We start from the raw sequence: 21006 nt of genomic DNA on the forward strand, positions 1-21006 counted from the left end.
TTCGGGCTGGCTCGAGCTCAAGGGGGCGCCCGGGCCGGCGAGGATTCCGGCCAAGGCGCTGGATGCCGCGGCCGCCGACCGTTTATGGCGGGAGTCGGAGCGATTGACCGGGCTGCGCTTGGAGGTGAAGGCGCGGCGTCCGGTGCCATTGGCAGCCTCGGTCGCCTGACTTCGGGCTCGCGCCCAGGGCTGGATGCGCGGGATCCGTCTCGATGCGGCAGATGCCGCATCGACGAAGGCGGGGACGTTCGAACGGAGCGGCGGGCTCAAGCGGCCTGTGTCGCGAAATCCCGTTCGGAAATCGTCAGCTGCGACAGGACGACCGTCTCGCGGACGTAGCGCCCGTCCTCCAGGACGTTCTTGATGAAGTCGGCGAGATCGACCCGGCTGACGGTGCGCTTGCGCCGATCGCCCGAGGTGCTCTCCACCCAGCGTCCGGTGGCTGCGCCATCCGTGAGTCCGACCGGCTGGACCAGCGTCCAGTCCAGATCGCTGGCCTTGACCAGCGTCTCCTGCCGATCCTTGTCGGCCAGCTGCTCGCCCAACTGCAGCACGCGGAACCAGACCTTGAACGCCCGCGACAGCCGGTCGCGCGTCTCGCCGACCCCGTAGGAGGTGACGCAGATCATTCGCTTGACCGAGGCCGTCCGCATGGCGGCGAGGATGTTGGCCGTGCCGGCCTCGCAGATGTTGGGCGGCGTGTTGCGCTTGACGCCCAGTCTGGCGCCCAGTTTCAGCACCACGGGGTTGAGCGAATCGCCCAGGCTGACGACGACGGCGTCCTGACCGGCCACGGCGGATGCCACGTCGGCGGGGTTCAGTGCGTCGCCCTGGAGGATCCTGAGCCCCTCGTAGGTGTGTTTGGAGAATTTCGCCGGGTCGCGGGCAAAGGCGGTCACCTCGTGCCCCGCGGCGAGCAGGTTCAATGCGACCGTGCGTCCGGTCTTGCCGGTCGCTCCGAAAACAACGACTTTCAAAACAGGTCTCCTGATGTCTGGCCGATCCGCATGCCCAATCCGGGTCCGACGATCGCCGATCCGGAGTCCGGCCGCTCGCTGCGGCGCTAGCGGATTTTCGCGGTCGGGGAGTCTAGCATCAAGGGGGGCGGGCGTCGCCCATGGTTTGCGGGCGGCGCCTATACAATGCCGATGAGCGTCACTATAATCCGCGCGCATTGTGGTTGTTTACAGCGACATCCTGCTCGTCGTCGAGGCCGATTGCGCCTCCCAGTTCGGGGCCGCCCGGTCGGTGTCCGAATCGCTCCGGTCATGCTCCAGCCAGAGACGTGTCTTCATATGACTATTCCAGCGTCGACTCCCCTGGGGGATCGGGATCCTTCTGTCTTCTAGCACTACGTGGTGAACCCCTGCCATGCTATATGCCTTCTTCAAATCCCTGCATATTCTCGGGCTTGTCTTGATGGCCGGGAATGTGACCGTTACCGCGCTCTGGAAGGTGTTCGCCGACCGCACCAACAAGACGCAGATCATGGCCTTCGCCCAGTGGCTGGTGACCGTCACCGATTTCTCCTTCACCCTGTCCGGTGGATTTCTGATGGTGATCGGCGGCTACGGCGCCGCCTTCGTCGGTCATTGGCCGCTGTTTTCGACCCCCTGGCTCGTCCTCGGACAGCTGATGCTCGCCGTGGCGGGCGCCGTCTGGCTCGGCATTCTCGTTCCGCTTCAGGTCAAGCAGGCGCGGCTCGCGCAGGAGTTCGCGGTCATCGGCGAGGTGCCGGCGGAATACCGGAAATACAGCCGCATCTGGCTGGTCTGGGGGCTGCTCTCGACCGTGCCGCTGCTGGCCGGGCTCTATTGGATGGTGGCCAAGCCGATGTCCTATTGGTGGTGATCCCTTGTCGGAGGTGGCGTGATGCGAGCAATCGATTTTGAGCAGCCCGGGACCTTGCGGGCGGACGATGCGCGAGGGAAGGGCGCCCCGGGAGACGGTCTCGGGCTGATCAGCGCCTGCGCGCCCGGGGTCGGGCCGCGCTTCGACGCGGGCGTGATGCCAGAGGGCTATCTCTGGTGGTATGTCGACGCGCTCAGCGACGACGGGCGTTATGGGATCACCCTCATCGCCCAGCTCGGCAGCTGTTTCTCGCCCTACTATGCAAAGGCCCGCCGACGCGGCGACAGCGATCCGCTGAACCACAATTCGCTGAACGTCGCCCTCTACGGCGAGGTCAAGCGCTGGACCATGACCGAGCGGGGACGATCGGCGCTGCGCCGCGACGCCTCCAGTCTGGAGATCGGGCCGAGCGCGCTGTCCTGGGACGGCAGCAGTCTGATCATCGACATCAATGAGATCACGGTGCCGATTCCCTCGCGTCTGCGCGGGCGGGTGAAGGTCTACCCCAACGCGATCGCGGCCAGGCCCTATCAGCTCGACCATGCAGGGCGTCATTACTGGGCGCCCATCGCTCCGCGCGCCCATGTCGAGGTCGAGTTGGACAAGCCGTCGCTGCGATGGTCGGGCAGCGGATACCTGGATTCCAACTGGGGCGTCGAGCCGCTCGAACGGGCATTCCAGCGCTGGGAATGGTCGCGGGCGATGCTGAGTGACGGGGGCGCCGCCATCCTGTACGACGTGACGCAGCGCGAGGGGCACAGGCCGCCGCTCGGTCTGCGCTTCGCCGCGAATGGCGATGTGGAGCATTTCGAGGCGCCGCCGCACGTGCGGTTGCCGAACACCTCCTGGCTGATGCGCCGCGGTACGCGGGTGGATGCGAACAAGTTCGCTCGCGTGGCGGAGACCCTGGAGGACACCCCCTTCTATACCCGCTCGGTGCTGGAGTCCCATCTGCTCGGCGAGCCGGTGACGGCGATGCACGAGAGCGTCTGTCTCGACCGCTTCAATTCGCGCTGGGTGCAGACGCTCCTGCCGTTCCGCATACCTCGGGTCGGCAAGTAGCCCGCGACGGCGGAGGCGGCCTCTTGCGAGGCCGCCGCCCGTCATGCGCTCGGGCGGCGCGCCGAGGCCAGGATGTAGTCGAATCCGGCGTAGAGGTCGGCCTTGGGGAAGCGGCGGACCAGCCAGCCCACGGGGCCGAGCCGCTGGCGCAATCCCTGGTCCTCGAACAGGGCGCCGTACCAGCCCGGGAATACCTGCTCGCGGATCGACTCCAGCTTCACGTCCTCGAACCCGGCCGCGGCGAGTTTCTCGGCATAGACGTCTCTCGGGTAGACGTTGGCGCGCGGAACCGCGAGCGCGGCCCGGATGGCGTCGTTCAGGAAGGCCCGGATCGGGTGCCGCCATGGGTTGACGTCAGGGCCGGTCGGGATCGAGTCCGCGAGCACCAGGCGCCCGCCCGGCTTGAGTATGCGGGCGGCCTCGGCGAAGAAGTGCTCGCGGGTATCGAAATGGAAGGCGCATTCGAGCGCGATGACCGCGTCGCAGCAGGCGTCCGGCAGCCCGGTGGCGGTCGCCGAGCCCTCGCGCAGATCGATTCGCTCCTCCAGTCCGAGTTCGCGGACGCGCTCGCGGGCCACCCGTACCTGTTCCGGCGTGATGTTGATGCCGATGATCCGCTTCGGGCCGAAATGCTGGATCCAGTAGATGTCCTGGTCGGCGAATCCGAAGCCGACGTCCACGACCTCGTCGTCGCTCGAGAGTCCGACCGTGCGGCCGATCAGCTCGACCATCGCCTCGCAGGCCTCGTCGATGTTCCTTGCCTCGGCCCAGTAGCCGAAATTGAGATACATGCCCCGCTCGGTGAAGGCGTGGGTCGAGGCGATGCGATACAGCATGCGTACCGGCAGTGTCGGGAATGTCATCCCGGTGCCGCTATCGCGTGCGCTCTTGGGTTCGCTCAAATGTGGTCTCCTTCTGCTTGCGCCAGGCGGCGCATGCTATGATTCCGCGCGGCCGAGGTGCGGCGAGTCCGGGGCGGGCATGTCCGTCTCTTCTGCATTGACGCCTCGGGTATTGATGTCTATTGTACATGACACCTTATAGTGTCAACTAAACCTTACATTTTTACAGTGAAAATGCGGTTACCGTGGGAGTGTACCGATGGATGCCACGACGAGAATTGAGCAGGCTTTGGCGGCAGCCATCGATCATGTGATCCCAGGCTCTCCTCCGCGGCTGGCCGAGGCCGTGCGGCACGCCGTTTTCCCTGGCGGCGCCCGTGTGCGTCCGCGACTCTGTCTGGCCGTCGCCGCCGCCTGCGGCAGCAAGGATTATGCAGCCGCCGATGCCGCCGCGGCCTCGATCGAGCTGCTCCACTGCGCCTCGCTGGTGCATGACGACCTGCCCTGTTTCGACGACTCTCCGCTGCGTCGCGGCGTGCCCTCGGTGCACCGCGCCTTCGGCGAGCCGCTGGCGGTTCTGGCCGGCGATGCGCTGATCATCCTCGCCTTCGAGCATCTGGCGCGCAGCCTCGAGTCCGAGCGTCTCGGGCCGCTTCTGCTGACGGTCAGCCGCTCGGTCGGCATGCCTTACGGCATCACCGCCGGTCAGGCATGGGAGTGCGAGCCGAGCGTCTCGGTCGAGGACTATCATCGCGCCAAGACCGGTTCGCTCTTCGCCGCCGCCACCGCTGCCGGTGCGCAGGTGGCCGGGGCCGACGCCGAGGTCTGGCGCGTGGTCGGCGATCGCATCGGCGAGGCCTATCAGGTCGCCGACGATCTGCGCGATGTCGCCGCGAGCGCCCAGGAGGTCGGCAAGCCGGTCGGGCGCGATGCGCTGCTCAATCGTCCCAGCGCGGCCGGCGAACTGGGCGTCGACGGTGCCATCGAGCGTCTGCGCGGTCTGGTGAAGGGTGCGATCGACGCCATCCCGCCCTGCCCGGGCGCGGAGCAGCTGGCCGAGGTGCTGATGGTCGAGTCGCGTCACATCATGCCCAAGGATCTCGCCCAGCGGGCGGCCTGAGGGTTTGATTCGCGATTCGGGGGCGTCCGCATGGACGCCTCTTGCCGCCTAGTGGAATCATGCGCGTGTCCTCGATGACGGGTCGGCTGCGTGCCCTCCCGTGTCTTCCCCGTTCCTTCCGCGCCGGGCGCGTCGCCTTGCCGGCGCCTCCCGTCGCTCAGCGCATGATCGCCGCAATCCCCTACATTTGCCGCCCAAGTCCGCGACTCGACTTTGGTTACACTGAGCGGCCCGTTTAGATCCAACTAGCCCAGAGTCCTATCTTGAACCCAGATACGCCGAAACTCGAAGCACTCGCCGTCGTCCTCGAAGAGCCCGAGCGTTTGTCGCTGAAGCGCCTGGAGCTGACGCCACCGGGCGACGCGGACGTCGTGGTCGACATGGAGTGGAGCGGTATCAGCACAGGTACCGAACGCCTGCTCTGGTCCGGCCGCATGCCGCCCTTCCCGGGCATGGGGTATCCGCTCGTTCCAGGATACGAATCGGTCGGTCGCGTCATCCATGCCGGCCCCGAGGCCGGACTGGCCGTGGGGCAGCGGGTCTTCGTGCCGGGTGCGCTTTGCTACGGCGAGGTGCGCGGTCTCTTCGGCGGGGCCTCCTCCCGCGTGGTGGCGCCGGCGGCGCGGCTGATGCCGGTCGAGGAATCGCTCGGCGAGCAGGGCGTGCTCATGGCCCTGGCGGCGACCGCCTACCATGCCATCGCCGGGCCCTCGCCGCACGTCGAGCTGATCGTGGGGCACGGCGTGCTCGGGCGTCTGCTGGCCCGAATCGCCGCGCTGGGGGAGGGGGGGCGTCCCGTGGTCTGGGAGACCAATCCGGTGCGTCACGCCGGCGCCGAGGGCTATGGCTACGACGTCACGACCCCGGACGAGGATCCGCGCCGCGACTATCGCACCATCTGCGACATGAGCGGCGACGCCAAGATTCTCGACAGCCTGGTCGCCCGCATGGCGCGCGGCGGCGAGATCGTGCTCGCCGGCTTCTATCACGAGCCGGTGTCCTTCACCTTCCCGCCGGCCTTCATGCGCGAGGCGCGCTTCCGTATCGCCGCCGAGTTCCAGCCGTCCGATCTGGCGGCGGTGCGCGCCTTGCTCGACTCCGGCCGGCTCTCGCTCGATGGGCTCATCACCCATCGCGTTCCGGCGACCGAGGCCGATTCGGCCTACCGAACGGCATTCGGTGACCCGACTTGCTTGAAGATGATTCTTGATTGGAGATCCATCGCGTGAATGTACCCGTCAATGCTCCGGCGCCGAGCGCCTCAGATTCGTCCGCCGCGCCGGCCGTGAAGGAGACCCAGATCATCGCCATCTACGGCAAGGGCGGGATCGGCAAGAGCTTCACGTTGGCCAACCTCTCCTACATGATGGCCCAGCAGGGCAAGAAGGTCCTGCTGATCGGCTGCGACCCCAAGAGCGACACCGCGACCCTGCTCTTCGGCGGACGCAACTGTCCGACCATCCTCGGCGCCTCCAGCGAGAAGAAGAAGGCGGGCGAGTCGGTCGCCATCGGCGATATCTGCTTCAAGCGCGACGGCGTCTACGCGATGGAGCTGGGCGGTCCCGAGGTCGGTCGCGGCTGCGGCGGCCGCGGCATCATCCACGGCTTCGAGCTGCTGGAGGGCCTGGGCTTCCACGAATGGGACTTCGACTATGTCCTGCTCGACTTCCTGGGCGACGTGGTGTGCGGCGGATTCGGTCTGCCGATCGCGCGCGATCTCTGCCAGAAGGTCATCATCGTCGGCTCCAACGACCTCCAGTCGCTCTATGTCGCCAACAACGTCTGCTCGGCGGTGGAATATTTCCGCGGGCTCGGCGGCAACGTCGGCGTGGCCGGCATGGTCATCAACAAGGACGACGGCACCGGCGAGGCCCAGGCCTTCGCCAAGGGCGTCGACATCCCGATCCTGGCCACCATTCCGGCCCACGAGGAGATCCGCCGCAAGAGCGCCAACTACGAGATCATCGGCGTCCCCGGCGGCGAATGGGGTCCGCTGTTCGCCGAGCTGGCCATCAACGTCGCCGAGGCGCCGCCGGTGCGGCCCAAGCCGCTCGCGCACGAGGCCCTGCTGGATCTCTTCAAGGGCGATCAGGTCGGTCGTCACGTGGTGCTGGAGCCGGCCCGTCCGGAGGACATGTGCGACGCGGCGGCGATCGCCAAGCCGTCGCTCGAAGTCGTCTACGACGATGTCTGAGCCCGAGCGGAGCAAATCGATGGCAAGCGATTCCTCTCGTGACCAGGCGCCGGAGGCGGGCGCCTGCGGCAATCCGGAGACCCTCAAAGCGGCCGCCGTCGCGGCGGGCAACGCCGAGCTGATCCAGCGGCTGGCGGCGGACTATCCGATGGGGCCGCACGATCAGCCCCAGACCATGTGTCCAGCCTTCGGCTCGCTGCGCGTCGGTCTGCGCATGCGCCGCACGGCCATGGTCCTGGTCGGCTCGGGCTGCTGCGTCTACGGTCTGAGCTTCACCGCGCACTTCTATGGCGCGCGCCGCTCGATCGGTTACGTGCCCTTCGATTCGGAGTCCCTGGTCTCGGGTCGGCTGTTCGAGGATGCGCGTGAGGCGGTGCTCAAGCTGGCCGACCCGGAGCGGGTGGACACCATCGTGGCCATCAATCTCTGCGTGCCGACGGCCTCCGGGGTGCCGCTGCGTCTGCTGCCCAAGGAACTCAACGGGGTGCGTATCCTCGGCATCGACGTGCCCGGATTCGGCACCCCGACCCATGCCGAGGCAAAGGACGTGCTGGCCGGCGCCATGCTCCAGTACGCCCGTCAGGAGGCCGAGCAGGGGCCGGTCCAGGCGCCGCGCGGCGGTCGCAGCGAGCGTCCCACTGTCACCCTGCTGGGCGAGATGTTCCCGGCCGATCCGGTCGGCATCGGCATGATGCTGGATCCGCTGGGGCTGGCGGTCGGGCCCGTGGTCCCGACCCGCGAATGGCGCGAGCTCTATGCGGCGCTGGACTGCCGGGCCGTCGCGGCCATCCATCCCCAGTATGCCGCTTCCTGTCGCGAGTTCTCGGTGGCGGGTCGCCCCATCGTGGGCTCGGCCCCGGTCGGGCGCGAGGGCACGGCGGCCTGGCTGGACGCCATCGGCGAGGCCTGCGGGGTCGCCAAGGACAAGGTCGACGCGGCCAAGAACAAATTCCTGCCCGCCATCGGCGGGGCGCTGGCGGCCATGCCGATCAAGGGCCGGGTGATCGTCTCGGGCTACGAGGGCTCCGAGCTGCTGGTGGCGCGTCTGCTGATCGAGTCGGGGGCCGAGGTGCCCTATGTCGGCACTGCCTGTCCGCGCACCCCCTGGAACGAGGGCGATCTCGCCTGGCTCGAGGAACGCGGGGTTCCCGTTCAGTTCCGTGCTTCGCTGGAACAGGACCTGGCGGCGGTCAAGTCGCTCGATCCGGATCTCGCCATCGGCACCACGCCGGTCGTCCAGGCGGCCAAGGAGCTCGAGATCCCGGCGCTCTATTTCACCAACCTGATCTCGGCGCGTCCGTTGATGGGTCCGGCTGGGGCAGGCTCGCTGGCGCAGGTGATCAACGCGGCCCTGGCCAACAAGGAGCGCTTCGTCGCCATGCGCAGCTTCTTCGAGGGCGTGGGGGAGGGCGAGACCAGCGGTGTGTGGCCGCAGATGCCGGTCAAGCGTGGAACCAAGCGTTCGGCGGCCGCCAAGCGCGCCTGACATCGAGTCTGAAGCAAGGGGCGTCGGCCTTGGCTCAGATCGGCGCCGGCGGCCCCATCCACTATCACGAGCGAGACCGCGCCGGCATTGCCGGGGCGGTCTTTGACGAGAGAGCGTTATCCGATGTTGATCAATGACCTCGACCGCGCGGGCGGTTACTGGGGCTCCGTCTATGTCTTCGCCGCCATCAAGGGGCTGCAGGTCATCATCGACGGCCCGGTGGGCTGCGAGAACCTGCCCGTGACAGCGGTGCTGCATTACACCGACGGGCTGCCTCCGCACGAGCTGCCGGTCGTGGTGACCGGGCTGGGCGAGGAGGAGCTGGGGCAGAAGGGTACCGAGGAGGCGATGCGCCGGGCCTTCGAGACCCTGGATCCCGCGCGTCCGGCCGTGGTGGTGACCGGCTCCATCGCCGAGATGATCGGCGGCGGCGTGACGCCCGAGGGAACCGGCATCCTGCGCTTCCTGCCGCGTACCATCGACGAGGACCAGTGGCAGAGCGCCAACCGGGCCATCTATTGGCTCTGGACCCAGTTCGGGCCCAAGAAGGGCGCGACGGTCAAACGCAAGCCGCGCGCGGAGGGCGAGCGTCCCAAGGTCAACATCATCGGCCCCATGTACGGTACCTTCAATTCGCCCTCCGATCTGGCCGAGATCCGTCGTCTGGTCGAGGGTATCGGTGCCGAGGTCAACATGACCTTCCCGCTCGGCAGTCATCTCGACGACGTCGCCAAGCTGGCCGACGCCGACGTCAACATCTGCATGTACCGCGAGTTCGGCCGTACCCTGTGCGAGGCCCTGGATCGCCCTTTCCTGCAGGCCCCGATCGGGCTGCACAGCACGACCAAGTTCCTGCGCGCCCTGGGCGAGCTGCTGGAGCTGGACCCCGAGCCCTTCATCGAGCGCGAGAAGCACACCACCATCAAGCCGATCTGGGATCTGTGGCGCTCGGTGACCCAGGACTTCTTCGGTACGGCGAGCTTCGGTGTCTCGGCGAGCGAGACCTACAGTCGCGGTCTGCGTCACTTCCTGGAGGACGAGCTGGGTCTGCCCTGCAGCTTCGCCTTCGCCCGGCGTCCCGGGGTCAAGATCGACAACGAGGCCATCCGCGCCGCCGTTCACGAGAAGACGCCGCTGGTGCTCTTCGGCAGCTACAACGAGCGCATGTATCTGTCCGAGATCGGTGCACGGGCCACCTATATTCCGGCCTCCTTTCCGGGGACCGTCATCCGGCGTCATACCGGGACGCCCTTCATGGGCTACTCGGGGGCGACCTATCTGGTTCAGGAGGTCTGCAACGCCCTCTTCGACGCCCTCTTCAACATCCTGCCGCTGGGCACGGATCTCGACAAGGTCGATGCCACCCCGGCCAGGATGCACCGCGAGCTGCCCTGGGACGAGGAGGCGCGGGCGGTCTTCGATCGGATTGTGGAGTCCCAACCCGTCCTGGTGCGCATCTCGGCGGCCAAGCGGCTGCGCGACGCGGCCGAGCGGTCCGCGCGGACCGATGGCGAGGAGCGCGTGACCGCGGAGCGCGTGACCCAGACCCAGAAGGCGCTGGCCTCCGGCGCGGCCTGATTTTCCCCGTTTTCCTCTCCTCTCGATGGTCGTCAGCGGCGCTCCTGTCGTCTCTGGCGGCCTTGTGGCGGCGTCTTGTAAAGAGGGTGTCTCGCCCTCCGTTCGACGGCGCTCTCCGGATCCGAAATCTCGTGCAGCGATGCTGGAAGTAGGCGGTCATTTCCGCTCGAATTCATGCTCGATACTCCCCTCCCGGGGTCTGGGTGTGGCGCGGTTTTCTGTTGCCGTTCTGGCGTGAGGTCGGTCTTCTCGCCCTAACATATACGGCTCTGGCCACATACTGCCCTCGATCAGTTTGTCCTTAAAAACAGGTGTAAATGTAGATTGACATCTGTGCCAGTCAAGCTAGACTGACACCCAAATTCGGCTACCCCTTGAGGGCCAATGTCATTGAGGTGCGCCGAGAGATCCGACGCTCGCGTCGGCATGTCCCGAAGTTGACGTTCATTTCCCGTCTGGGTGTCCTCTCCGTCGAGCGGAGTCGGCGACCGAGCGTGAGGGTGGTTCAGGGGCAGGTGAAACGAATTTTGCGGTCTGCTCGATGGGGATCGCTGAATGAGGATGTGCCCGTGCGAACGGGTTGCTTCTCTGTCGTGGCAGGTAGGTCCACGGCACTCCCGAGCCGCACGGGCTGAGTGCGGCGTAACTTTAAGATTCATCTCCAGATTCGGAGGGTTTAACGATGGCTGACAACACCAGCATGACCGGTCTGACCGAACAGGAAGCTCAAGAGTTCCATGGCATCTTCGTGCAGAGCATGACGGCATTTTTCGGGATCGTCGTTATTGCGCACATCCTCGCCTGGCTGTGGCGCCCCTGGCTGTAATTGTTCCAGGCATGGCTGGCCGACGCTCGAATCCGCTGGCTAACTGGTTTTGCCCTATCCGTTATTGATTAGAGGAAAAAACGATGATGTCTCCTGATCTGTGGAAAATCTGGCTCCTGATCGATCCCCGTCGCGTTCTGATCGCCCTGGGCGTTTTCCTGACCATCCTGGGTCTCGCCATTCACATGATCCTGCTCAGCACTGCCGAGTTCAATTGGCTCGAAGACGGCATTCCGGCCGCTTCGGTCCAGCAAGTGACGCCTGCTGTTCCGCAACGGTAATCGCGTCCTTGACGGGGGTGGCAGGCGAGGCATTGTCGACCGGGCAGCCTCCCCTACCGCCGACAGTGCTAAGAGGAGGCAGCCGTTCAGGATGCCTCCCCAGCAGAGGATTTTACGATGGCCATGCTCAGTTTTGAGAGAAAATATCGCGTCCGTGGCGGGACGCTAATAGGGGGAGACCTATTCGACTTCTGGGTGGGGCCGTTCTACGTCGGCTTCTTCGGAGTGTCGGGCTTCTTCTTCGCATTGCTGGGAGTGCTCCTGATCGCTTGGGGCGCTACCATCGGTCCAACCCCCGAGCTTCAGACCTACAATATCTGGCAGATCAGTATCAATCCGCCGGACCTCAGTTATGGCCTCGGGATGGCGCCTCTGACCGAGGGCGGTCTGTGGCAGATCATCACCATTTGCGCCATCGGCGCTTTTGGCTCGTGGGCCCTCAGAGAAGTTGAGATCTGCCGCAAGCTCGGTATCGGCTTCCATATCCCCTTCGCCTTCAGCTTCGCGATCGGTGCCTACATCACGCTGGTCGTGGTTCGCCCGATCCTTTTGGGCGCCTGGGGTCATGGTTTCCCCTACGGAATCCTGAGCCACCTCGATTGGGTGTCCAATACCGGCTACCAGTATCTGCATTTCCACTACAACCCGGCGCACATGCTTGCGATCGCGTTCTTCTTCACCAATTGCTTGGCGCTGTCGATGCACGGCTCGCTGATCCTGTCGGTGACGAATCCGCAAAAAGGCGAGTGCGTAAAGACGGGCGAGCACGAGAACACCTTCTTCCGCGATATCGTGGGCTACTCCATCGGTGCGCTCGCCATCCACCGTCTGGGCTTGTTCCTGGCTCTGAGTGCAGTCTTCTGGAGTGCGGTGTGTATCGTTATCAGTGGACCCTTCTGGACCCGCGGTTGGCCGGAATGGTGGAACTGGTGGCTTGAGCTCCCGCTCTGGTAGGAACTAGGAGACTACAATGCCTGAGTATCAAAATATTTTTACCAGCGTGCAGGTGCGCTCTCCGGCTTACCCCGGGGTACCGCTGCCGAAAGGCCAGCTGCCGCGCATTGGCAAGCCTATTTTCTCCTACTGGATTGGGAAGATCGGCGACGCGCAGATCGGTCCGCTTTACCTCGGGTTTACCGGCACTCTGTCTCTGATCTTCGGTGCCGTCGCGCTCTTTATCATGGGATTCAACATGCTGGCGACGGTTGACTGGAATGTCATCCAATTCGTCAAGCATTTCTTCTGGCTTGCTTTGGAGCCGCCGGCTCCGCAGTACGGTCTGAGCATTCCCCCTCTCTCCGAGGGTGGCTGGTGGTTGATGGCCGGGTTCTTCCTGACCATGTCCATCATCTTGTGGTGGGTGCGTACCTACAAGCGTGCCGAGGCGCTCGGGATGAGCCAGCACCTGTCGTGGGCGTTCGCTTCGGCGATCTTCTTCTATCTGGTCCTGGGCTTCATTCGCCCGGTGATGATGGGTAGCTGGGCGGAGGCCGTGCCTTTCGGCATCTTCCCGCATCTCGACTGGACGGCTGCCTTCTCGATCCGTTACGGCAACCTGTACTACAACCCCTTCCACATGCTGTCGATCGCCTTCCTCTATGGCTCGGCCCTGCTGTTCGCCATGCATGGCGCGACCATCCTGGCGGTGAGCCGCTTCGGTGGCGACCGTGAGATCGATCAGATCGTGGATCGTGGTACCGCTGCCGAGCGTGCCGCTCTCTTCTGGCGCTGGACCATGGGCTTCAACGCATCCATGGAATCCATCCACCGCTGGGCATGGTGGTTCGCGGTTCTGACCGTCATCACCGCTGGCATCGGCATCCTGCTGACTGGTACCGTGGTCGAGAACTGGTACCTCTGGGCGGTCAAACACGGTGTCGCTCCGCAGTATCCGAGCACCGTGACGATTGAAAACCCATATCTGACGGGGGTGTCGCAATGAAGATCGGGAAGCGCGTATCTGTACCCTTTGTCGCTCTCATTGCATCCGTAGCCCTCTTTGGTTGTGAGCGTCCAGGGCATGAGATCGTCCAGACCGGTTACCGTGGTCTTGCCATGCAGCAGAACTACAACCCACGGTTGCTCGAGGCGTCTCTGAAAGAGAATCTGCCGCCCGAGGCCATCCCGGCGGCGGCTCCTGGTGGCCCCAAGGTCTCCGACGTGTACGAGAACGTGCAGGTCCTCAGCGATCTGACCGTCGCCGAGTTTACCCGGACCATGGTTGCCGTCACTACCTGGGTGTCTCCGAAGGAAGGCTGTAATTACTGTCACGTCCCGGGTAACTGGGCCTCCGACGACATCTACACCAAGGTCGTGTCGCGTCGGATGTTCGAGATGGTTCAGGACACCAATGCGGGCTGGAAGCAGCACGTCGCGAACACGGGTGTGACCTGTTACACCTGCCATCGCGGCAACCCTGTGCCCAAGTACGTGTGGACCACGGATCCGGGTCCGGGTCAGCCCTCGGGCGTGACTCCGACCGGTCAGAACTATGGTTCGTCAACCGTGGCCTATGCCGCTCTGCCGTACGATCCCTATACTCCGTTCCTCGATCAGGCGAACGAGATCCGGGTCATCGGTCAGACCGCGCTGCCCGAGGGCAACAAGACCTCGCTCAAGCAGGCTGAATGGACCTATGGTCTGATGATGCAGATCTCCGACGCACTCGGCGTCAACTGCACCTTCTGTCATAACACCCGTTCGTTCTATGCTTGGGATCAGAGCACCCCGAAGCGGACGACCGCTTGGTATGCGATCCGTCACGTGCGCGACATGAACCAGAATTACATCTGGCCTCTGAACGACGTGCTGCCGGAATCGCGGAAGGGTCCCTACGGCGATCCCTTCAAGATCAGCTGTATGACCTGCCATCAGGGTGCCTACAAGCCGCTTTATGCAGCTCAGATGGTGAAGGACTATCCGGCTCTCCAAGGCCCCACGAAGGCGGCAGCGCCTGAAGCGGCCGCCCCCGTGGAACCGGCTCCAGTCGAACCTGAAGCTCCAGCCGCTCAAAAGCTGTAGTTTTGGATCGATTGCTGGCAAGGACGCCAGAATGGTGCTGACGATGGATCCGATGCGCCTGTTCAAAGCCACGGTCAGCCGGCCCTCGATAGGGTGCTTGGCCGTGGAGAGTGAGAATGGCCTTAGTGTCTAATTCGTAAAGCCATCCTGACGATCTTTGAGGAGTCATTCAATGGCTAGCGAGAACCGCTCGATATCTGGACTGACAGAGGATGAGGCCAAGGAATTTCACGGCATCTTCGTGTCCAGTTTCGTCGCGTTCACGGGGATTGTCGTCGTAGCACACATCCTCGTGTGGTTGTGGCGTCCTTGGCTGTAATAGCCTTGGGTTTTTTGTTGTTGACCGACCGGGCGATTGTTGAATACAGCAGAGCCCACCAGTAAGAGACCGGAGAATACACATGCATAAATTGTGGCTGATCTTTGATCCGCGTAGAACCTTGGTTGCCCTGTTCGGGTTCCTGTTCGTGCTGGGGCTGTTGATCCATTTCATCCTGCTCAGCAGCCCGGCCTTCAACTGGCTGAGCGGCTCCTGAGAGACGCAGCAGGCTTAGGCGGCGTCTAGAGGCACTCTAAGAGTCGTCTCTGACGCGCCATCGATTCCTCGCCGCGGGGACCTTCGCGGTAATGGCCAACGGGCCGAAGAAAAGAAATTGAGGGTATTTCAATGGCTGATAAGAGCATGACTGGACTGACCGAAGCTGAGGCTCAAGAGTTCCATGGCATCTTCGTGCAGAGCATGACCATGTTTTTCGGGATCGTGATCATCGCTCACATCCTCGCTTGGCTCTGGCGCCCCTGGCTGTAATTGCCGGGCTTCCACCTTCGGGTGGAGATAAGACGGGAGGCCGGTACCTCAACCGGCGTCCCGTGTTTCGTTCAGGAGACATCTAATGCAGCTGCATAAGATTTGGCTGGTCTTTGACCCGAGGAAGACGCTCATACTTTTGATGAGCTTCTTGCTTGTGCTCGCCTTCGCGATCCACTACATCCTGATGGTCAGCTCGTCCTACTACGATTTCCTTCAGGGTCCGCCGATCCCAGCAGAGGCGGCCGCACAGATTACCCCTTTGCCGTCAAACTGAGTTTGGGGCCAAGGGAATCGACGGGCGGGGAGAGTGTCGTAAACTACCCCGTCCGTTTTCATTTGAGCGCTGTTCGATGCGATTTCACTGCGAGAGCCTGACCATCCCGACGAGCGCCCCGATCCAGATCATCGATGTGACGGAGAGGGTTCGCGATCTGCTGAAGGCCAATCCGATCCGTAATGGCCATCTGATCCTCGCATCCTCCCACACCACGGCCTTCGTCGCCCTCAACGAGCGGGAGACGATGCTGCAGCAGGACATGCTGGATTTCCTCGCCCGCGTCGCGCCTCCAGGCGCCGGGTATCGCCACGATCGGGATCCGGTCGACGGGCGGCCCAATGCGCATTCGCATCTCATCGGGCTGTTCATGAACGCCTCCGAGATCATTCCCGTTGCCGATGGCGAGCTGATGCTGGGTGGCTGGCAGTCGGTCTTCTTCATCGAGCTCGACGGACCACGTGAGGCGCGCAAGCTCAGAATCCAGATCGCAGGGGAAGACTGAGGCATGAAGGATAGCGATTGGGTCGGCTTCTTCGCCGATCCGCAGGCTTTGGAGTCGGATGCCTATATCAGGCTCGAATACTATCTGGAATGTGCTGGCGATCCCGAGATGGCGGCGGCGCATTTCTGTGCCGAGCAGTCGACGGCGCAATGGCGCCGCGTCGGCACGGACGAGGACCTTCGGCCGCGTTTCGGCGCCCGTGTCCTGGGGCTCGAGCTGCTCGAGACCCGCGCCGAATTCAGCTATGGCATCGGCAACCCCAAGGGCGAGCCGGTGCATGCCTGTCGGGTCACCATTGCCCATCCGCATGGCAACTTCGGTCCGCGTATCCCGAATCTGTTGAGCGCCGTCTGCGGCGAGGGGACCTTCTTCTCGCCGGGCGCCCCCGTGGTCAAGCTGCTGGACATCCATTTCCCGGATGCCTACCTGACCCATTTCGAGGGGCCGAAGTTCGGTGTCGACGGTATTCGCGACATCCTCCATGCCTACGATCGTCCGATCTTCTTCGGTGTCATCAAGCCGAACATCGGTCTTCCGGCCGAGGCATTCAGCGATCTCGGTTATCAGAGCTGGCTCGGCGGCCTGGACATCGCCAAGGACGACGAAATGCTGGGCGACACCGACTGGTGTCCGCTCGCTGAGCGCTCGCGTCTGCTCGGCGAGGCGCGTCGGCGCGCCGAGGCCGAGACCGGGACGCCCAAGATCTATCTCGCCAACATCACAGACGAGGTGGACCGGCTCATCGAGCTGCACGATCTCGCGGTCGAGAACGGCGCCAACGCGCTCCTGATCAACGCCATGCCGGTTGGTCTGAGCGCGGTGAGAATGCTGAGCCGGCATGCACGTGTGCCCTTGATCGCGCACTTCCCCTTCATTGCGCCCTTCAGCCGTATGGGGAACTTCGGCATCCATTCGCGGGTCTTCTCGAAGCTGCAGCGGCTGGCCGGGTTCGACTCGGTCATCATGCCGGGCTTCGGCGACCGGATGCATACCTCCGACGAGGAGGTGCTCGCCAATGTCGATGCCTGCCTCGCGCCTATGGGATCGCTCAAGCGCAGTCTGCCGGTACCGGGCGGCAGCGACTGGGCGGGGACCCTGAAGACGCTCCACGACAAGGTCGGCACGGTCGATTTCGGTTTCGTCCCCGGCCGCGGCGTCTTCGGCCATCCCATGGGGCCCAAGGGTGGTGCCATGAGCATTCGACAGGCATGGGATGCCATCTCGGAGGGCGTGGCGCTCGATGAGCATGCGAAGTCGCATACCGAGCTGGAGGCCGCAATCACTGCATTTGGGGGTCGCCGCAAGTGATGGCGGCCGATGGATTCCACCGGACAAGCATTTGGGGGTAACCGTTGAGCGCCAGAATCGTTCCACCTTTGGCGGCAGATGAGCTTGAGCGTCTCAGTCAGCGCGAATCCCTGGAACAGCTGATCCTGGTCGACGAGCAGGACCGTCCATTGGGGGCGGCCGGCAAGTTCGAGGCACATCGCGAGGGTCAGTTGCATCGCGCCTTCTCGGTCCTGGTGTTCGACGCCGAAGATCGTCTCCTGCTGCAGCGGCGCGCCGACTGCAAGTATCATTTCGCGACCCACTGGTCCAACACTTGTTGCGGACATCCGCGGCCTGGCGAGTCGGACATCGTGGCCGCCGGCCGGCGTCTGAAGGAGGAATTCGGTTTCCGGGTGCCCCTCACCGAGCACGAGCAGATGCTCTATCGCGCCGAGGATCGATCCTCCGGCCTGATCGAGCACGAATATCTCCACATCTTCTACGGCGTCTATGCGGGCGATCCGAGACCTGAACCTTCGGAGATCGGTGCCTGGCGCTGGATGTCCATCCCAGCGATACAGCGCGCGCTCAGAATGCATCCGAACTGGTTCACGCCCTGGTTCCATCTCCTGATCGGGCGCTTGTTCCCCGCCTGATCCCGGTCGGATCGGCGTTCGACCGATCCCGGCCATTCCTGCTATTCCGAACGGGTTCGGCCATCCCTATCTGTCCCGTATCTCCACCGTATTCAGGAATCCCATGTCCGATCGCACGAACCTGATTCCACCATCGCGCACGACCCCGGAAACGCATCAGCGCGGTAAGGACAAGCTGTCCCGCATTCCGGTCAAGGTTGCGCCGACCCTCGAGCCGTTGCGCAAGCCGAGCTGGATTCGCGCCAAGGCGCCGGTCGGGCCGGGTGTGGCGCGTATCAAGCGTTTGCTGCGCGAGGCCAAGCTCTCGACCGTCTGCGAGGAGGCCATGTGCCCGAATCTCGGCGAGTGTTTCAACCATGGGACCGCGACCTTCATGATCCTGGGCGACGTCTGTACGCGCCGCTGTCCATTCTGCGACGTGGCCCATGGCCGTCCGAGCCCGGTGGATGCGCAGGAACCGGAGCATCTGGCCCAGTCGGTCGCGGCGATGGGGCTCAGATACGTGGTCATCACCTCGGTCGACCGCGACGATCTGCGCGACGGCGGGGCCGGCCATTTCGCCGCCTGTCTGCGCGCCGTGCGTGCCGGAAATCCGGAGACGCGTCTTGAGGTACTGGTGCCCGATTTTCGCGGTCGCGAGGCGTTGGCCCTGGACTGCTTCGTCGGCGATGGACTGCCCGATGTCTTCAACCACAACCTGGAGACAGTGCCGAGACTCTATCGCCAGGCGCGGCCAGGCGCGGACTACCTTGGATCGCTGGGGCTGCTCCGCGACTTCAAGGCGCGCCATCCGGGGATTCCGACCAAATCCGGGATCATGCTGGGTCTGGGCGAGGAACGCGACGAGGTTCTGGAGGTGATGCGGGACCTGCGCGATCACGGCTGCGAGATGCTGACGCTCGGACAATATCTTCAGCCCTCGCGCGATCACTTGCCTGTTGTGCGTTATTGGAAGCCAGAGGAATTCGATGCCTTGCGTATCGAGGGCGAGCGCATGGGCTTCGCCAACGTCGCCAGCGGCGCCATGGTGCGCTCCTCCTACCACGCCGACCGGCAGGCGAGCGAAATCGTCGATTGAGGAGAAGCGGTCAGCTTCCAGCCACCAGCCTCCAGTTTGTCTGGCGCTCGATTAGCATGTGCTGGCGGCTGGCGGCTGGCGGCTGGCGGCTGGCGGCTGGCGGCTGGCGGCTCTAATCCGGCTTGGGCAGGTGGTCCGAATAGCGTTCCATCAGGTAGCAGAGACAATCCTGGCGGATCACCGTCTCGTCCAGTGTGAGCATGGACGGCATCATGGGGCGGCTCAGACGGATTTCGCCGTCTTCCAGGCGGAAATAGCGTTTTCCGACCTCCTGTCCGTTCGCGTCCAGGACCTCGAATTCGAGCCGCTTGCCGTCGAGCAGTCTGGCGAAGGGCGTTCCGCGCGGTAGCTCGCTGAAATTGAAGCGTTCGAGTTCCGGGCTCAGCAGCAGATCGGCATCCTCCTCCGAGAATCCGAACCTCACCGATTCCGGTATCTTGACCTGGGCCACGGTGTGGAAGAGGTCGACATCCTGCGGTTTGACAGGGTGTTCGGGCAGTTCTGTCAGATGCAGCGCGGCGTCGACGAAGCGCAGGGCATGCTCGATTCCCTGCCGATCGCCGACCTTGCCGCATTCGACCGTCACCGCTGGACAGAGCTCGGCCATGGCCATGGATTGAACCCCGCTGGGGCGGGTGAAATAGACCAGGGTACGGCTGAAGAGCATTGCCAGGTGCAGAAAGGGATTCTGGAGCCGGTTGACGCAGGCGTAATGAGGATTGATGCCGGTGTTGTTGTGCAGGTCCAGACTGGCGAAGACGCCGCGCCGACGCATGGTTTCCACGACCCGGACCATCAATTGCCGCTCGATGCAGGGTTGGACATCGGTGCCTGGCCAGACTCGGTTGTAGTCCGGCTGACCGGGAAGGTGACGCACCCCGTAGGCCGCTGCCGTGACGTTGCCGATGAAGAGACTGAGCGAACGGGGCAGGCGAAGCTCGCCGAATCGTGCCAGCCGTTCGCTCAGCATCTCGCGCATGGCCTCCCAGCCGACCGTCTCGTTGCCGTGCATGAGCACGGAGACGAAGAGAGCCGGCTCTCGAATGCCGCTGAGATGGATCAGGGTCGGGGTGCCCAGACGCTCGGCCAGTTGGCGGCTGTCGCAGTCCAGGAGTCCATCGGGAAGCTGGTCGTATTCTTGAAGCATCGCTGTTCGTTCAACCCGTTCGTGCGCGTTTTTCCTCGCCCTTTCCGCTCTTTCCCGCCCTGGCCTGGAAGGCGGGCGGCCAGCGGCGATGCCGGTCGGCCGTCCTCGTGCCCTGAGGCAGGCGTCTGATCGGCTGGCGTTCATCCACCTCGATAGGGCGCGATCCGTCGCCGTCGTGGATCTCCTGGATCGTCACCAGCTCGAACCCTTTGGATTCGAGCGCCTTGACCAGAGTGCCGGTCGCGTCGATGCCCAGCGGCCGCCTGCCGCCCGGGCGTTCGGGGGCGTCGTGCAGCAGCAGGATATCCCCGTTTCTGGCGCGCTCGGCGATCTCCTGGGCGAAGGTGTCCGCCGGGCCCGACCGAATGGTGTCATACGAGCGTAGGCTCCAGCCGACCGGCGTGATCCCGGATCGACGCAGGACCCTCATCAGCGGTGGCGTCATGAGTCCGTAGGGCGGGCGGAAGAAGCGCCGCTCCCGGATGCCGGTCCGGCTCAGAACCTTCGATGCCTGCAGTACCAGTCTTCGCGCTCGTCCAGGCGAGATCACGAGCCACCAGGAATGCCGGAAGCCATGGCTGCAGACCTGATGCCCGGCCTCGTGCATGGCTGCGATCAGCTCCGGGTGGGCCCTGGCCTTTTCGGCGATGACGAAGAAGGTGGCCCGTTTGTCGCCCAGCGCCTCCAGAACCCGAGGTGTCGTCGATGGATCCGGTCCATCGTCGTAGGTGAGGGCGATGCGTGGGGATATTCCAGGTCTGGGGCCGCACAGTACCGGTCCGAACGTCTGCAGCCTGGGCAGGAAGACGCCGAGGGCGAAGAGTCCTGACAGTGCCAGCCCGAGCATCAGCTCCGGCCAGCCCGGACGGCGTCCGACCAGCAGGTCCAGATAGGGGACGACGGCGAACGATACGGCAAGCGGATTCAGCCAGCCCGCCCACCAGGGGCGGCGCCAGGCGGATGATGTCGAGGGATGTTCGAGACGCGATTCCACCCTGGCAGTCT

Annotated in this window: 24 protein-coding genes; 20 read left to right on the plus strand and 4 right to left on the minus strand. The window is 64.3% G+C overall.

The genetic code is table 11. The features are described 5' to 3' along the window. Positions 1-266 precede the first annotated feature (266 nt). Complete coding sequence (locus tag D779_RS19215; RefSeq protein ID WP_043757481.1) at positions 267-977, minus strand: NAD(P)-dependent oxidoreductase; 711 nt, start codon at positions 975-977, stop codon at positions 267-269. A gap of 394 nt (positions 978-1371) precedes the next feature. On the opposite strand from D779_RS19215, the gene D779_RS19220 reads away from it, so the two are divergent. Continuing rightward, positions 1372-1851 carry a DUF2269 family protein gene (locus D779_RS19220; protein ID WP_043757483.1) on the plus strand — a complete coding sequence of 160 codons (480 nt, stop codon included), beginning with the start codon at positions 1372-1374 and terminating at the stop codon, positions 1849-1851. A gap of 21 nt (positions 1852-1872) precedes the next feature. Continuing rightward, positions 1873-2913, plus strand: coding sequence for a carotenoid 1,2-hydratase (locus D779_RS19225; protein ID WP_043757486.1), 1041 nt, complete (start codon positions 1873-1875; stop codon positions 2911-2913). A 41-nt stretch (positions 2914-2954) separates the two neighbouring features. On the opposite strand, the gene D779_RS19230 is transcribed toward D779_RS19225, so the two are convergent. Continuing rightward, on the minus strand, positions 2955-3815 hold the full coding sequence (locus tag D779_RS19230) for an SAM-dependent methyltransferase (protein WP_157726466.1): 861 nt from the start codon (positions 3813-3815) through the stop codon (positions 2955-2957). A gap of 199 nt (positions 3816-4014) precedes the next feature. Between D779_RS19230 and D779_RS19235 the strand changes: the two genes are divergently transcribed. The 18 genes from D779_RS19235 (at position 4015) to lipA (ending at position 18854) form a co-directional block, all read left to right on the plus strand. Beyond that, positions 4015-4875, plus strand: a complete 861-nt coding sequence (locus tag D779_RS19235; RefSeq protein WP_043757489.1) for a polyprenyl synthetase family protein — start codon at positions 4015-4017, stop codon at positions 4873-4875. A gap of 263 nt (positions 4876-5138) precedes the next feature. Further along, positions 5139-6104, plus strand: a complete 966-nt coding sequence (gene bchC / locus D779_RS19240) for a chlorophyll synthesis pathway protein BchC (protein ID WP_043757492.1) — start codon at positions 5139-5141, stop codon at positions 6102-6104. After that, on the plus strand, positions 6101-7069 hold the full coding sequence (locus tag D779_RS19245; RefSeq protein WP_043757494.1) for a chlorophyllide a reductase iron protein subunit X: 969 nt from the start codon (positions 6101-6103) through the stop codon (positions 7067-7069). Before bchC ends, D779_RS19245 begins: the two co-directional genes overlap by 4 nt. A gap of 19 nt (positions 7070-7088) precedes the next feature. After that, positions 7089-8555: a chlorophyllide a reductase subunit Y gene (bchY, locus tag D779_RS19250; RefSeq protein ID WP_043757592.1), complete on the plus strand. Its 1467-nt coding sequence runs from the start codon at positions 7089-7091 to the stop codon at positions 8553-8555. Positions 8556-8678: 123 nt separating this feature from the next. Continuing rightward, on the plus strand, positions 8679-10133 hold the full coding sequence (gene bchZ / locus D779_RS19255; RefSeq protein ID WP_043757496.1) for a chlorophyllide a reductase subunit Z: 1455 nt from the start codon (positions 8679-8681) through the stop codon (positions 10131-10133). 682 nt (positions 10134-10815) lie between these two features. Next, positions 10816-10959 (plus strand): light-harvesting antenna LH1, beta subunit, encoded by a 144-nt coding sequence (gene pufB / locus D779_RS19260; RefSeq protein ID WP_007039479.1) that lies wholly within the window; start codon positions 10816-10818, stop codon positions 10957-10959. 83 nt (positions 10960-11042) lie between these two features. After that, positions 11043-11240 (plus strand): light-harvesting antenna LH1, alpha subunit, encoded by a 198-nt coding sequence (gene pufA / locus D779_RS19265; protein ID WP_198295756.1) that lies wholly within the window; start codon positions 11043-11045, stop codon positions 11238-11240. A 117-nt stretch (positions 11241-11357) separates the two neighbouring features. Continuing rightward, positions 11358-12194, plus strand: a complete 837-nt coding sequence (gene pufL, locus D779_RS19270) for a photosynthetic reaction center subunit L (protein ID WP_043757500.1) — start codon at positions 11358-11360, stop codon at positions 12192-12194. 16 nt (positions 12195-12210) lie between these two features. Beyond that, positions 12211-13182 (plus strand): photosynthetic reaction center subunit M, encoded by a 972-nt coding sequence (gene pufM / locus D779_RS19275; RefSeq protein WP_043757503.1) that lies wholly within the window; start codon positions 12211-12213, stop codon positions 13180-13182. Next, positions 13179-14261, plus strand: a complete 1083-nt coding sequence (gene pufC / locus D779_RS19280) for a photosynthetic reaction center cytochrome PufC (RefSeq protein ID WP_052348295.1) — start codon at positions 13179-13181, stop codon at positions 14259-14261. The genes pufM and pufC overlap by 4 nt, the downstream gene beginning before the upstream one ends. Before the next feature lie 172 nt (positions 14262-14433). After that, the gene (pufB, locus tag D779_RS19285; RefSeq protein ID WP_043757507.1) at positions 14434-14580 is read left to right on the plus strand and encodes a light-harvesting antenna LH1, beta subunit; all 147 of its coding nucleotides are present in this window, start codon (positions 14434-14436) and stop codon (positions 14578-14580) included. Between the two features lie 82 nt (positions 14581-14662). Then, positions 14663-14797 carry a light-harvesting antenna LH1, alpha subunit gene (gene pufA, locus D779_RS21895; RefSeq protein WP_081763610.1) on the plus strand — a complete coding sequence of 45 codons (135 nt, stop codon included), beginning with the start codon at positions 14663-14665 and terminating at the stop codon, positions 14795-14797. Between the two features lie 131 nt (positions 14798-14928). Beyond that, positions 14929-15069, plus strand: a complete 141-nt coding sequence (gene pufB / locus D779_RS19290) for a light-harvesting antenna LH1, beta subunit (RefSeq protein ID WP_043757510.1) — start codon at positions 14929-14931, stop codon at positions 15067-15069. An 85-nt stretch (positions 15070-15154) separates the two neighbouring features. Then, on the plus strand, positions 15155-15346 hold the full coding sequence (gene pufA, locus D779_RS19295) for a light-harvesting antenna LH1, alpha subunit (RefSeq protein ID WP_232424248.1): 192 nt from the start codon (positions 15155-15157) through the stop codon (positions 15344-15346). Between the two features lie 76 nt (positions 15347-15422). Continuing rightward, on the plus strand, positions 15423-15851 hold the full coding sequence (locus tag D779_RS19300) for a secondary thiamine-phosphate synthase enzyme YjbQ (protein ID WP_043757513.1): 429 nt from the start codon (positions 15423-15425) through the stop codon (positions 15849-15851). A 3-nt stretch (positions 15852-15854) separates the two neighbouring features. Beyond that, a complete protein-coding gene (locus D779_RS19305) occupies positions 15855-17159 on the plus strand; it encodes a RuBisCO large subunit C-terminal-like domain-containing protein (protein ID WP_043757516.1) in 1305 nt (434 codons plus the stop codon). A gap of 44 nt (positions 17160-17203) precedes the next feature. Further along, entirely contained in the window at positions 17204-17776 is a 573-nt protein-coding gene (gene idi / locus D779_RS19310) for an isopentenyl-diphosphate Delta-isomerase (protein ID WP_043757519.1), read from the plus strand. A gap of 103 nt (positions 17777-17879) precedes the next feature. Further along, positions 17880-18854: a lipoyl synthase gene (gene lipA, locus D779_RS19315; protein WP_052348296.1), complete on the plus strand. Its 975-nt coding sequence runs from the start codon at positions 17880-17882 to the stop codon at positions 18852-18854. Positions 18855-18966: 112 nt separating this feature from the next. On the opposite strand, the gene D779_RS19320 is transcribed toward lipA, so the two are convergent. Then, positions 18967-20001, minus strand: a complete 1035-nt coding sequence (locus D779_RS19320) for a M14 family metallopeptidase (protein ID WP_043757521.1) — start codon at positions 19999-20001, stop codon at positions 18967-18969. A gap of 10 nt (positions 20002-20011) precedes the next feature. Then, positions 20012-20995: a polysaccharide deacetylase family protein gene (locus D779_RS21330; protein ID WP_052348297.1), complete on the minus strand. Its 984-nt coding sequence runs from the start codon at positions 20993-20995 to the stop codon at positions 20012-20014. Positions 20996-21006 lie beyond the last annotated feature (11 nt).

It is taken from the genome of Imhoffiella purpurea (genome assembly GCF_000585215.1).
GTDB classification, from domain to species: Bacteria; Pseudomonadota; Gammaproteobacteria; order Chromatiales; family Chromatiaceae; genus Imhoffiella; species Imhoffiella purpurea.